At 67.6% G+C, this 13,869-nt stretch carries 8 protein-coding genes; 7 read left to right on the plus strand and 1 reads right to left on the minus strand.

The window, feature by feature from the left end; genetic code table 11:
• Positions 1-27 precede the first annotated feature (27 nt).
• Positions 28-1,239: a GGDEF domain-containing protein gene (locus AC1DQR_RS21180; protein ID WP_477133736.1), complete on the minus strand. Its 1,212-nt coding sequence runs from the start codon at positions 1,237-1,239 to the stop codon at positions 28-30.
• Between the two features lie 728 nt (positions 1,240-1,967).
• Between AC1DQR_RS21180 and AC1DQR_RS21185 the strand changes: the two genes are divergently transcribed.
• From AC1DQR_RS21185 to pelF, 7 genes are all read left to right on the plus strand, one after another.
• Positions 1,968-2,096 carry a hypothetical protein gene (locus AC1DQR_RS21185; RefSeq protein ID WP_477133737.1) on the plus strand — a complete coding sequence of 43 codons (129 nt, stop codon included), beginning with the start codon at positions 1,968-1,970 and terminating at the stop codon, positions 2,094-2,096.
• 68 nt (positions 2,097-2,164) lie between these two features.
• Entirely contained in the window at positions 2,165-5,032 is a 2,868-nt protein-coding gene (locus tag AC1DQR_RS21190) for a bifunctional glycoside hydrolase/polysaccharide deacetylase family protein (RefSeq protein ID WP_477133738.1), read from the plus strand.
• Positions 4,995-9,215, plus strand: a complete 4,221-nt coding sequence (locus tag AC1DQR_RS21195; RefSeq protein WP_477133739.1) for a tetratricopeptide repeat protein — start codon at positions 4,995-4,997, stop codon at positions 9,213-9,215. Before AC1DQR_RS21190 ends, AC1DQR_RS21195 begins: the two co-directional genes overlap by 38 nt.
• Before the next feature lie 59 nt (positions 9,216-9,274).
• Positions 9,275-9,832 (plus strand): penicillin-binding protein activator LpoB, encoded by a 558-nt coding sequence (locus AC1DQR_RS21200; RefSeq protein WP_416051117.1) that lies wholly within the window; start codon positions 9,275-9,277, stop codon positions 9,830-9,832.
• A gap of 13 nt (positions 9,833-9,845) precedes the next feature.
• On the plus strand, positions 9,846-11,291 hold the full coding sequence (locus AC1DQR_RS21205) for a PelD GGDEF domain-containing protein (protein ID WP_477133740.1): 1,446 nt from the start codon (positions 9,846-9,848) through the stop codon (positions 11,289-11,291).
• Positions 11,284-12,270 carry a tetratricopeptide repeat protein gene (locus tag AC1DQR_RS21210; RefSeq protein WP_416051115.1) on the plus strand — a complete coding sequence of 329 codons (987 nt, stop codon included), beginning with the start codon at positions 11,284-11,286 and terminating at the stop codon, positions 12,268-12,270. Before AC1DQR_RS21205 ends, AC1DQR_RS21210 begins: the two co-directional genes overlap by 8 nt.
• The gene (gene pelF, locus AC1DQR_RS21215; protein ID WP_416051114.1) at positions 12,267-13,868 is read left to right on the plus strand and encodes a GT4 family glycosyltransferase PelF; all 1,602 of its coding nucleotides are present in this window, start codon (positions 12,267-12,269) and stop codon (positions 13,866-13,868) included. Before AC1DQR_RS21210 ends, pelF begins: the two co-directional genes overlap by 4 nt.
• The last annotated feature ends 1 nt before the right edge of the window (position 13,869 follow it).

Here is a 13,869-nt window from a genome sequence, read left to right on the forward strand (position 1 = left end):
CCCCGTCATATTGGCGTGGGCCAGCGTTTAGTGGCAGGCCTCGGCGCGTGCGGACAGGCAGCGCGCCGCACGCGCGTCGAGCCCGGAGGCGAGCACGACCCGGCCCCGGCCACGCCGCTTGGCTTCATACAAGGCGCGGTCCGCGCTGCCAAACAGCTTGTCCCAGGTGGCAGCCCCACCATCCTCGCACTCGCGGATCTGCGCAACGCCGATGCTGGCGCTGGCGAACCCGCCAAGCTCGTGGGGCAACGCGATGGCGCGGATGCCACGCAGGATGCGGTTGGCCAGCAGGAGGGCCTCGGCTTCGGTGGTATGCGGGCAAAGCACGCAGAACTCTTCACCGCCGTAGCGGCCCGCAAGGTCCGCGCTGCGGTGCGTTTCCTTCAGGACGCGGCCGATCTGCTGCAGGATGCGGTCGCCGGCGCGGTGGCCGCTGCTGTCGTTGATGTACTTGAAGCGGTCGATGTCGATCACCAGGCAGCTCAGCGGATGGCCGTGGCGGTTGAATTCGGCGGCCAGCACCATCGCCGCGCCATCCATGGCACCGCGGTTCAGCAGCCCCGTCAATGCATCGAGGCGTGCCTGCTTCTCCTGCTCGGCCAGCATGGCTTCCATGGTCATCAGCGTGAAGCCCGCCAGGCCAGCGAGGATCGCGACAAAGGCGGGCAGCAGCCGCAGCAGGAGCAAGGCTCCGGCACTCAGGGCCGATACGGGGGCACCGGCCTCCAGCACCGCATACAGCCCGCAGCATTGCGCCAGCAGTTGCAGGCCGCAAGCGGCGAGCACCAGCGGGCGGCTGCGGCGGGTCAGCGCGAGCGGGCGCTGCAGCAGGCAGGCCAGGGTGAAGCAGGCGGTGATGGCAGCCACCACGTAGCCGGTGACTTCGGCCAGGCGGCTGCCGCTGCCTAGCGCAGCGGCAGCCAGCACGGCAGAGAGGGCAAGCACGCCGGCAGTGAGCGGCGCGGGTGCCGAAGGGCGGTCACCGGTCAGCGATACGCCGCGATGGGTCAGCAACTGGGCGGCTACGCCCAGGGCGGGTGCCACCAGCAGGAACCAGGCGGGCCCGCCGCGCGCGTCGATCACCAACAGGCCCGCGGCGCAGGCCAGCACCTGGCCGGCGACCCATGCGCGGCCCACGGCGCTCTGGCGCAAAGCCAGCATCAGGGCCGCGAGGATGATTTGCGTGGCGGTGAACAGGACAAGCAGTGCCATCACGGCAGTGCCCTCATCTGACTGCATGAGATCCCCATCGAGTTCGGCGCAGCATCACTGCGCAGGAGTTTGCCTTCGAAGGTGGGTTCGCGCGTATTGCGTATCGCGTACTGCGTGGAGCCCGTGCGTGAGCCAGCTCGTGACTTGCGACATTCCCGAATGCGGCGTCCGGCCAGTGCTTGTCCGGGTCCATACCTGCCGAGGTGAAGATGTTTTTTTGTTTGAGAAAATTCTACACAGCGCCGCGCAGGAAGTGCCCCGTATTCGCGGCGCGTGACAATTGTTGACATTGGGCGCAAAGCGCGTGATCTACCATTCGCTTTGCTTGCAGCGCTGGTCGCCGCGGACCGTTGTATTCCGGCCCTAACTATCGCGCGATTCCTTGTTTTCCTACCCTCAGAGCACAACAGTGTCGAGTTTGCGCAACGTACTGTGATACTTTGTCGATTCGGAAAACTACAAAAATGCAGAAAGTACCGAGACAACACTCAGCGTGCCAGGCGCCGAAGCCCCTGGCGCGACCAGGTCCGGCGGGTTCCGTCAGCGCGCCTTCGCAGCGTTCGAAGCCCGGGAATTGGCGCTAGCCAGCTTCCGTGACACCAGCATGTATTTGCACTAGTGCATATTCCCTAGTCCTAAATGCTTATATGCACGATGACGCGCATGCTTCAGAATTCTCGCCCATAGTGCTTAAATACGCACTTTGAGCTTGGCCTGCGGGGGACTGCCTGAAAGATCGGGCAGCGCAGGTAGAAGTGGATGAGATCAGTCATACCCGGAATGCATCGTCTGGCGGCATCAAGCGCGACCAGCATGTTGGCGGCAAGCCAAGCGAGCTTTTCCGGGATTATAAAAATATGAAAAAAATAGGGGTCAGCAAGTGAATTTGTTGCGATTGGACGGTGTCGCGCGCCGCATGGCAGGCCTGCGTCAGGCAAGCCGGGGCGTGCCGATGACAAGAGCCTGGCTTGGCGCACTGCTGGCCGTGTTTGCAGCCTGGCTATGCCCGGCACAGGCACAGGCACAGGCCACCACCGGCTCTCGCGCCCCGAACATCGTCTTTCACTACGGCAGCAAGCCACCGGTGGACGCTCTGCAGGCGTTTGATGTCGCCGTGGTCGAGCCCGACAGCGGCTTCGATCCACGCACCGCCGCCACGCCCAATACGCAATGGTTCTCCTACGTCAGCATTGGCGAGGTCGCACCGTCGCGCGCCTACCTGAAAGAGATTCCCAAGGCCTGGCTGATCGGCAATAACGACGCCTGGGGCGCTCGCGTGGTCGACCAGGCCGCCGAGGGCTGGCCCGCCTTCTACGTGGAAAAGGTCATCGCCCCGCTGTGGCAGCGCGGCTATCGCGGCTTCTTCCTCGACACGCTCGACTCCTACCAGCTCAAAGCCAAGACGGACGCCGAGCGCGCCCGCCAGGAGGCCGGCATGGTGGCGGTGATCCGCGCCATCAAGGCACGCTATCCCGAGGCCAAGCTGATTTTCAACCGCGGCTTCGAGATCCTGCCGCAGGTCAATCAACTGGCGTACGCGGTCGCGTTTGAATCGCTGTACCGCGGCTGGGACCAAGGCGGCAAGCGCTACACCGAAGTGAGCGAGGCCGATCGCAACTGGCTGCTCGGCCAGGCCCGAACGATCCGCGAGCAGTACCACCTGCCTGTGATCTCGATCGATTACTGCCCGCCCGCCGACCGCAAGTGCGCACGCGACACCGCCGCGCAGATCCGCGCGCTGGACATCATCCCTTACGTGGCTGACCCTGGCTTGCAGACGGTTGGGATCGGCAACATTGAGGTGATGCCGCGCCGGGTGCTGGTGGTGCAGGACCGCGAGCCGGGTGTATCGATCGACGACTCGGCCGGCGTGCGCTTCGTCTCCATGCCGCTGAACTACCTGGGCTATCGCGTGGACTTCGCCGAAGCCAGCCAGCCGCTGCCGGAGATCGGCCCGGACCGCTACGCTGGCGTGGTGATCTGGATGGCTGGCAACGTGCGCGACCAGCCCGGGCGTTTCTTCAGCTGGGTGCAGCGCAATATCGACCAGGGCGTGCCGGTGGTGTTCCTGAACGATTTCGGCGCGCGCATGAACGGAGCGCTGGCATCGAGCCTGCAGCTCAATTCGGTCAAGGGCAAGATTGGCGTCAAGGCGGACGTGGTGTCGAAGGACCCGATGATGGGCTTCGAGATGCCTGTGGCGCCGGACCGCACGCAGGCAGCGCCGGTCCAGGTGGGCGATGGCCCGGGTTTTCGCTCCCTGTTGCGCCTGAATTCGGGCACGCTGACCTATGACGCTGCCGCGATCACTCCCTGGGGCGGATACGTACTCGGGCCTTACGCAGTGCGGCAAAGCGCCAACGACCAGGACCGCTGGGTGGTGCAACCGTTGTCCTTCCTGCGTGAAGCGCTGCGCCTGCCGGCCATGCCGGTGCCGGATGTCACGACCGAAAACGGACGCCGCCTGCTGACCGTGCACGTGGACGGCGACGGCTTTGCCTCCCGTGCCGAGATTCCCGGCGGCGGTTTTTCCGGTGAAGTCCTGTTTCGCGAGATCTGGGACCGCTATCGCCTGCCGATGACGATGTCGATCATCCAGGGCGAAGTGGCCAGCGACGGCATGTATCCCAAGCTGACCGCGCAGCTCGAGCCGATCGCCCGCAAGATTTTCGCGCAGCCCTATGTCGAGGTGGCGAGCCACACCTTCTCGCACCCCTTCGAGTGGGGCCGCACGGTGCCCGGCGGCACGCACTCGGAGAATGCCACCGAAGGCGACGACGACTTCCACCTGGCGATTCCCGGCTACACGATGGACCTGAAGCGCGAGATCGGCGGCTCGATCGACTATATCAACCGTACCCTGGCGCCCCCTGGCAAGCCGGTCAGCATGCTGCTGTGGTCGGGCGACTGCCAGCCGCCCGCCGAGGCCATCAAGCTGACCGATCAGGCCGGCGTGCTCAACATGAACGGCGGCGATACGCTGATCACGCGCAGCAACCCGACCTGGACCGCGATCTCGCCCATCGGCGTGAACAAAGCCGACGGCACGTTCCAGATCTTCGCGCCAAACCAGAACGAGAACGTCTACACGAATCTCTGGCATGGCCCGTACTACGGCTTCGAACGCGTGATCGAAACGTTTGAGCTGACCGACCGGCCGTACCGCTTCAAGTCGGTCAACATCTACTATCACAACTATTCCGGCACCAAGGCGGCTTCGCTCAAGGCGCTGCGCAAGGTCTATGATTACGTGCTGAGCCAGCCGCTGATGCCGGTGCATGCCACCGACTACGTGCGCAAGGTGATCGACTGGCAAGGCATGGCGGTGGCCCGCGAGCTGGGTGGCGACGCCACGCAGCCGGCCACCTGGATCGTGCGCGGCGACGCCAGCCTGCGCAACGTGCGCTGGACCGGTGCGGACGTGCCCGACGTGGCGAGCTCGCAAGGTGTCACCGGCACTTCGCCGGCGCCCGGCGGCGGCGTCTACGTGCACCTGGCTGATGGCGCCTCGCGCATCGTGATGCGCGCCCCGAACGCAGCTAACGCCGCGGCTCCCTCCGGCCCCGAGATCGCTGAGGCCAGCGGCTTCGTGCGCAACTGGCAGCGTACCGGCCAGGGCAGCGCGCAGCGCATCCGTTTTGATTTCAGCGGCTACTTCAAGCCATTCTTCCGCCTCGCAGGCGCGGACCGTTGCCGGATTGCCATCGATGGCAAGCCGGTGCAGGGCGTGCAGGAGCGCGGCACGCTGCGTTTCGATACCACTCCCGTTCCCAATCCCAACAATGCCAAGCAAAGCGTCGAAATCACCTGCGCCGCCTGAGCGCGAGCGGCTCCTGCCGCCAGCGTTCGTGCTGACCTTCACCGCCATGGTGGGGATCGGCCTGGCGTTGATGTTCCCGCGCGAAACCTTGCGCGAACGCCTGCTGGGCGATGGCCGGGCAGTGGACGGCCTCAGCATGGCCTACCTGGAAGCCTGGTGGCGGGCCACGCCCGGCGACAGCGGCTTCGCGGCGGTGCTGGCCGAGCAATATGCGCGCACGGGCCGGCTGGATGAGGCAGAGGCCATGCTGTCCCGGCTGGAGGCACGTTATGCGGCCAGTTCCGCAGCCAGCCCCCAAGGGCCGGTGCGCAACGCCAATGCCGCCGACGCCGAGCTGCCCAGCCAGATCCTGCGTACTCGCATCGAGATCGCGCAGCAGCGCGCGTTTGCCGCGTTGCCGGACAGCCCGGAGCGCGAGCATTACGTCGATAAGCTCGGCGGGCTGCTCGACCAGGCGGTGACCATGAAGTGGGGGCGCGCCGATCTGGAAGAGCTGGCCACCACCGCGCGCTCGATCAACGCGCTCAAGCCGGCACAGGTGTTCTACCAGGCGCTGGCCAAGAGCGACCCTGCCCGCGCGGCGCTGTGGAACGCGCAGGCTGCGTCGGCGGCGCTCGCGGGCGGCGACTACCAGCAGGCGGCCGACGCGCTGTTTGCCGCGCAGTCCCGTGCCACCGATCCGGCCGAGCAGCGCCGCCTCTACCTGGCCGCGCTCAAGACGCTGCAGTCCGGCAACGAGCTCGACAAGGCGCTGGCCCAGGCCGAGCAGCACGGCGGCAAGCTGCTGGAGAACGCAGAAGTCCTGCGTTACCTGACCAAGCTGGCGCTGGCCGCCAACCGCCCCGAGCAGGCCGCGCGCTATGTGCAGCGACTGCTGCGCCTGCCGCCGAGCTTGCAGCCCGTGCCCGAAGGCGCCTCGCTGCAACGCGCCGAAGCGCGCCGCGTGGCGGCCACCCAGCCATGGGCCGCACGGGGCGTGATCTTCCTTGACGGCCCGCATGGCCTGGCCTTGCGCCGCGCCATGGGCGACGCCGCGATGCCGCACCYGCGCCGCGTGGCGGATACCTCAGGCGCTGGCGCGTCTGCTTCTGCGGCGACGGGCCAAGCCCGCGCTGCCTCCGCAGCTTCGGCAGCACCAGCGCCAGCGGCAGCCCCTGCTGGCGCCCCTACCGGCGCCCCCACCGCGGCCGAGCGCGCCTTCAATGCCGACGACTACGAACTCGCGTTCCAGGTATTCCTGGCCGCCGGCAAGCTTGACGACGCCCAGCGCGTCGCCGAGACCGCGGTGCGGCGCCAGCCCGGCGCGGCGCGCTGGCGCGAGCGCCTGGCCCAGGTCGCCGAGTGGAATCGCCAGCCCACGGTGGCGCTCAAAAGCTGGCTGGAATATGCCCAGGCCAGCAATGACGAGACCGCCTGGAAGGCCGTGCTGCGCCTGGCGCCCGGCCTGAACGACGATCGCGCCTACCTGGCCGCGCTGCGCCACCGCGCCGGCACGGGCGATCTCGCCACCGTCGACCAGGTGGTCGCCACCTACGAACGGCTGGGCGAGCCCGAGGAAGGCCTGGCCTTCCTGCAAAGCCTGAGCCACGGCCCGAACGCGCGCCCGATCATGGAGCGCCAGGCGGAGCTGGCCGAGCGCGCGGGCAAGGATGCCCGCGCCTTCGAGCTCTACACCGAATTGCAGCAGCGCTTTGGCCCGCGCCCGCAGTACGCGCTCAAGCAAGCCAACCTGCTCTATGTGCGCGGCAAGCTGGCCGAAGCCCTCGAGGCCATGGTGCCGTCCATGCGCACCGCGCGTTCCACCGACATTGAGTTCTGGCGCACCCTGACCGAGCTGGCGCGCCTGAACCAGCGCGGCGACCTGCTCGAGCAAGGCTACCGGCAACTGATGCTGGCCATGGCCGAGACGCATGACGACCACTGCATGGCCATGCCCCCCGGCGCTGGCCGCAACGACTGCCTGGCCGAAGTGCGCGATACCGAGGAATCGGATTTCTCGAACCTGATGGACTTCTACGATAGCTCGCCCATCGATGCCGGACGCATTGCGGAAGCCAGCTGGCGCAAGGGCGGCAAGCTGGTGTCGCTCGAGCTTGCCATCAATTACTACACTCGCGCCCGTGCTTACGGCCGCGTTGCCACGCTGCTGCAGGGCATGACCCCTGCCCAGCTTAAGCAAGCAGAGCAATCCAGCCGCTTCCTGGCCATGCGCGCCGAGTACCAGCGCGCCCGTGGCGAGCGCGAACTGGCCCTGGCCGACCTGCGCCGTGCCGCCAGCATGCCCGACGCCGGTAGCGAGACGCTGGCCGCGCTGATGTGGGCGCTGGTCGATCTCGGCTCGGATACCGAAGTGCGCGCCATGATGCTGCGCCTGAAGGGCGAGGCCGAGGGCAACCCGGACTTGTGGGGGGCCTTTGCCGCCGGCAGCATGCGCTTCCAGGACGGCCGTACCGCGCTGCATTACCTGCGCAAGATGGCCGACGGCAAGAACGCCGATCCGCTCTGGCTGGGCCTAGCCGCCGATGCCTACGACGCCATCGGCCAGACCAGCACCGGGTGGCGCCTGCGCCGCCAGGCCTGGGTCGACCTGCACAAGGACCAGTCCGCGGCCGGGCGCCGTGCCTCGGATCCCCGCAGCATGGATCCGGCCGCCGAGGAGGAGGACGCCCAGGGTGGCCCCGCCCCGGCCGAGCTGCGGCGCCAGACCGTGGCGCTCGGGCAGATCTTTGCCTCGGGCGATGTGTCCCAGCGCCTGGTGATCGAGATGCTGCGCGGCGACCGCACCGTGATGGCCGGCACCAATGCCGCGAACTGGACCGGTCCCGCCAATCCGGCGTCGCGGCTGGGCGAGATTCCCGGCCTGCCAGCGCTCGATCCCAAGACGCCGCCGGGCGTGGCGCAACGCGAAGCGCGCCAGCAGGCCGTGGTCTCGTCCGCCGCCAAGGAAGTGGCGCTGGCCTGGGCCCTGTCCAACGAATCCAACGAACTGGCGCGTGCCTGGCTGGCCCGCCAATATGCCCGCCAGTTGCTGCGCCCGGCGTATGCCGAGATCACGCTGGCGCTGGCCAACCAGGACCTGGCCGCACTCGACCGTGTGCTGGAGCGCCAGGCTGGGCGCATTCCGGTGGACAACCAGATCGAAGCCAACGTGCAGCTCGACCGGCTCGGCGCCGCGCAGACGCTGGCCTACGAAACCCAGGAGACCACCCGCACCGACGACAGCCTGCAGGAAACCCTGCAAGACACGCTGCTGTTCAACGCGCAAGCCATCGAGCCACGCGTGACGTACCAGCGCCAGAGCCCGCTGAGCTATTTCGACTACAGCCTGGCTGGCGGCGTGCGCCTGTGGGATGGCTACGACCTCAACCTGCGCGGCGCCTGGCGCACCCAGCACAGCGTGGACCAGACCCAGCTCACCGGCGTGCCCTCGTCCGACAAGCGTGGCGAGCTGTCGCTCGGCTACCGCGACCAGCACCTGCGCTGGCGCCTCGGCGTGGGCCGGCGCGACGGCCTGGATAGCGTGACCACCGCGCGCTTCACCGGCGAGTGGCGCGAGAGCAGCCGCTTGAGCTTCACCACGCTGGCCGGCATCAACCAGAGCGCCGACGAATCGGCGGCGCTGCGGGTCGGCGGCGTCAAGGATGTGCTCGGCCTGGGTGCGACCTATAACTTCAGCCTGCGCGAATTTGCCGGCGCTCGCATCGAGTACGACCGCTTCCGCGGCCAGGACGGCTCGCAGCTGGGCCACGGCCTGGTGTACGACCTGGAGCTGGGCTACCGCATCCGTACCGCGTACCCGGACTACACGGTGCGCCTGGTGGGCACCCATGCCACCTACAACGCGCGCGGCGGCACGCTCAGCAACAAGCCGGCCACGCTGGTGCCTGCCGACGACGAAGCCACGCCGGGCTTCTACATGCCCCAGGGCTTTACGCAGGCCGGCGTGACATTCGGCTTCGGCACCGAGCTGATCGACGACTACACGCACAAGTGGCGGCCGTTTGCCGAAATCGGCCTGCTGCACGACACCCGCGCCGGGCAGAACTTCCGGGCGCAACTGGGCGTGGCCGGCAAGGTGCTCGGCAACGACCACCTGTCCATGTATGTGCAGCACGAAACCGCGGCGCGCAATGGCGGCACGCCGCTGACCGAAGTGGGTGTTCGGTACAGATGGCTTTTTTAATCCGGGCGGGCACGCGAGCGTGCCGGTTCACTGTATGCAATCGAGAAGGGGAGAGAGTCATGGAATCAACTAGCACGAAGCAGAACCGCGCAGCACGACTGCTGGGCTGGTGCGGTGCGCTGGGCGCAGCGCTGTGGCTGGCCGGATGCGCGGTGACCGATATTGGTCGCGCCCCCGCGCTGCCGGCCGGTGAGTCGGTGGCGATACTGCCCATCGTCAACTACACCGAGACGCCGCAGGCAGGACTGCGCGCCGAGGCGATCGCGGAAAGCCTGCTGAAGACCGGCGGCATTGCCAACGTCAAGCGCTATCCCGCCAACCTGAACCCGGAAACGCTGTTTGAGCCGGCCGAGCGCGAGTCGGTGGGCAAGGCGCTTGAGTGGGCACGTACGCAGAAGATGCGCTACGCCCTCACCGGCGCGGTGCAGGAATGGCGCTACAAGGTGGGCGTGGATGGCGAGCCGGCCGTGGGCATCTCGCTGCAACTGCTGGACGTGAGCACGGGCGAAGCCGTCTGGTCCGCTACCGGCAGCGACAGTGGCTGGAGCCGCGAGTCGCTGTCGGGCACCGCGCAAAAGTTGCTGCGCCGCCTGCTGGCGCCGCTGCGCCAGGGTTGAACCGCGGGAGAGCATGATCGTGGCCAATACAGCTGACAAGATACGGGAAGGACAGGGCATTGGCGCGGGCGGCCGCTATTTGCGGTTGCTTGCGCCCGCCACGAGCGGACCGGTCTCTGCGGTCGAGCTGGTGGTGACGATGGCTCTGGCGATGGGGCTGGGATACCTGCTCCTGCCCAACAACCCCCTGCTGCTGGGCCTGGGCTTTCCCTGGGCATGGCTGCTGCCGGTCATCCTGGCGCTGCGCTACGGCACGCTGATTGGCGTGGGCAGCGTGCTGATGATGCTGGGCGGCTGGTTCTTCTTCCACCAGATCGGTGCGCAGCCGGGCGAGTTCCCGCGCCTGTTCTTCCTGGGCGGGCTGCTCATGGTGCTGGTTGCCGGGCAGTTCGGCGATGTCTGGGGCACGAGGCTGGCGCGCGCGCGCGCCGTCAACCGCTACCTCGAAGAGCGCCTTGCTGCCCTGACCAAGAACCACTACCTGCTGCGCGTGTCCCATGCGCGGCTGGAGAACGACCTGCTGGCCAAGCCCACCACGCTGCGCGACACGCTGTCGCAAATGCGCGCGGTGACGCTGGAAGACGCGGCACCGGGTGGCGTGCTGGTTGGCGCGCGCCCCATGCTGCAAGTGGTGGCGCAGGCGTGCCAGCTCGAAGCGGCCGCGCTCTACGCTGTCGATGGCGAGACGGTATCCGCTACGGCGTCGGCGCAGATCGGCCCGGCATTCGAGTTCGATCCCGACGATGTGCTGGTGCGCCACTGCCTGGAGACGCGCCAGCTGGCGCACTTGCAGGCCGACGGGTTGTCGCGCCAGTCGCCGGACCATCCGCAGACCCGCTACGTGGCGGTGGCGCCGGTGCTGTCCGGGGCCGACAAGCTGGTGGGCCTGCTGGTGGTTGAGCGCATGCCGTTCCTGTCGCTCAGCTACGAGAACCYCCAGTTGCTGATGGTGCTGATGGGCTATTACGCCGATGGCGTCGAGCACGCCGTGTCCACGCGCGCCATCGCGGCCGCGATTCCCGGCTGCCCTTACGACTTCGCGCTGGGCTACGCCCGCCTGTCGCGCCTGCGCCGCGACAGCGGCATCGACAGCACGATCGTGGCGCTGGTGTTCGATCTCGACGAATCGCGCGACGCGCTGTTCGACCAGGTCATCCGCAGCCGCCGCGCGCTCGACGTGGCCTGGCCGCTGACCAGCGCGCACCAGCGTGCCCTGCTTACCTTGATGCCGCTGTCGGGCAACGAGGCGGCGTCGGCCTACCTGGTGCGTATCGAAGATATGCTGCGGGCCCAGTTCGGCACCGATTTCGAAGCGGCGCGCATCGGCGTGCATACGCTGGCCGTGCCTGCCAACGCGCCGGTGGAGCCGTTGATCCGCTTGCTGCATCGTTGCCATGTGGATGTTCAGCCGGCGCCGGTACCGGTGCCGGTGGCACTAGGCGAGGTTAGCCGTGGGTAAGCTCGGCATCGGCGGCATCGCCGCGCAAGTCGCCGCCCTGGCGCTGCTGGCTCGCGCCGGTAACAGCACCGCGTTGCTGCTGACCTTCCTGTTGATGCAGGGGCTCGCCGCGGCGATGATCGCGATGGTGCTGTGGCGCTTGCTGCCCCGGCGTTTTCGCGTGCCGTTCGCGTGGAGCTATGGCTACCTCTTCGTATTCTGCTTCCTGGTGCCGCTGGCCGGCGGCATGATCTGCGTCGGCAGCCTGCTGATCGCGCGCTTCTTCCCGGGACGCCGTCCCACGGCCGGCATCGGCCTGGTCGGGCTGCCGGTGTTCGTCACCCACCTGATCTCGCGCGTGACCCACGGCGGCGGCGCGCGCTTGCGCGCCCAGTTGGGCAACACGCGCGCGCCGTTGCCCGAGCGCATGACCGCGCTGGTGGCCATGCAATCGATGCCGGCGCGCACCTCCAGCCCGGTGCTGCGCGACCTGCTGGCCGACAGTGCTGACGACGTGCGCCTGCTGGCCTACGGCATGCTGGACGGCGCGGAGAAGCAGCTGACGCAGAAAATCCTTGTCGAGTTGCCGCGCCTGGAAGCTGCGCAGGACGATCGCGAGCGCGGCGAGATCAACAAGCGCCTGGCCGACCTGTACTGGGAGCTGATCTACCAGAACCTGGTGCAAGGCGACGTCTATCGCTACACCGCGGACCAGGTGGAGCGCCACGCGCGCGCCGCGCTGGAGTTCGACTCCAACCAGGCCGGCCTTTGGTATATGCGTGGCCGCCTGGCCCTGACCCGCGACGAGCCCGCGCAAGCGCGCGGGTGGCTGGAGCGGGCCGACGAGCTTGGCTTTGCGCGCGAGCGCACGCTGCCGTTGCTGGCCGAAGCCGCTTATCTGGAGCGCGACTACGCCGCCGTGCGCGCCATCTTGCTGTCATTCGACAGCCCATCGCCGCTGCCACTGGTACGGCCCCTGCTGCGTTACTGGCAATCATGAGCGATACCCCTTTGCCCCGCGCCGACTCGGCCGATGTGGCCCTGCTGCTAGAGGGCACCTTTCCGTATGTGAGCGGTGGGGTGTCGAGCTGGGTCAACCAGATGATCCGGGCGTTTCCGGACGTCCGCTTCGCCATCGTCTTCATCGGCAGCCGCCGCGAAGATTACGGCGACATGGTCTACGCGCTGCCCGACAACGTCGTGCACCTGGAAACGCATTTTCTCTACGATTTCCCGCCGCCTCCGTTGGTGCATGGCAGCGACGGCGACCCCGTCACCTTCGCCGCGTCGGCGCAGTTGCACGAAGTGCTGCGCCAGCCAGGCCGCGAGCAGGAAGCGGGCGAGCTGATCCGCGAGCTGATGCCCGAGCTGACCGATGGCGGCAGCCTGTCGGAAGACGCGTTCCTCTACAGCCGCAACGCGTGGCGGACCATCACCGAACAGTACCGCCAGTACTGCACGGACCCGTCCTTCACCGACTACTTCTGGACCGTGCGCATCATGCACAAGCCCCTGTGGCAGCTCGCGCGCATTGCCGAGGGGCTGATCCCGGCCAAGGTCTACCACACGGTGTCCACCGGCTATGCCGGCTTTCTCGGCGCCATGCTGCACTACCGCACGGGACGTCCCTTGCTGGTGTCCGAGCACGGCATCTATACCAAGGAACGCAAGATCGACCTGTTCCAGAGCCAGTGGATCCGCGACAACCGCAACGTATTCGAGCGCGACATCTCGCAGATCAGCTATTTCCGCGAGCTGTGGGTGCGCTTCTTTGAAACGCTGGGCCGCGTCTGCTACGACGCCGGCGACACCATCGTCGCGCTCTACGAAGGCAACCGCCTGCGCCAGGTCACGGATGGTGCCCGCGCCGAGCGGACCCGCAATATTCCCAACGGCATCAACCTGCCGCGGCTGGCCGCGCTGCGTGCGCAGCGCGCACCCGGCGTGCCGCCGGTGTTGTGCCTGATCGGCCGCGTGGTGCCGATCAAGGATATCAAGACTTTTATCCGCGCCATGCTGACCGTGGTGCGGCAATACCCCGATGCCCAAGGCTGGATCGCAGGCCCGGAAGACGAAGATCCGGAATACGCGCGGGAATGCCGCAGCCTGGCCGAAAGCCTGGGCCTCGCTGACAAGGTGAAGTTCCTGGGCTTCCAGCGCATCGATGAACTGCTGCCCAAGGTGGGCGTGCTGGTGCTCAGCTCCATCAGCGAGGCATTGCCGCTGGTGGTGCTGGAGGGCTTTGCCGCCGGCGTGCCGTGCGTGACCACCGATGTCGGCTCATGCCGGCAACTGATCTTCGGCCTGCCCGGCGAGGATGCGGCGCTGGGCGCGGCGGGAGACGTGGTGCGCATCGCCGACCCGGCCGCGCTGGCCGAGAAGGCGATCGGCCTGCTGGGTTCGCCCGACGCATGGCACGCCGCGCAGCAGGCCGGCATCCGGCGCGTGGAGCGGTATTACACGCAGGAGATGATGGTGGGTAGCTACCGTGAGCTGTACACGCGCCTGATGGCGCAGCCACGGGTGGAATCGTCCCCCGGCGGATCCCCCGCCAAGGCGGCGCAGGCCGCAGGCTGTCCCATGAAGGGAGGTCGCTGAG

It is taken from the genome of Cupriavidus sp. 05L411, from assembly GCF_056398045.1.

Coding starts and splice junctions, on each gene's coding strand:
- AC1DQR_RS21180 (WP_477133736.1), bottom strand. CDS start 1,239: ATGCAGTCAGATGAGGGCACTGCCGTGATGGCACTGCTTGTCCTGTTC.
- AC1DQR_RS21190 (WP_477133738.1), top strand. CDS start 2,165: ATGACAAGAGCCTGGCTTGGCGCACTGCTGGCCGTGTTTGCAGCCTGG.
- AC1DQR_RS21200 (WP_416051117.1), top strand. CDS start 9,275: ATGGAATCAACTAGCACGAAGCAGAACCGCGCAGCACGACTGCTGGGC.
- pelF (WP_416051114.1), top strand. CDS start 12,267: ATGAGCGATACCCCTTTGCCCCGCGCCGACTCGGCCGATGTGGCCCTG.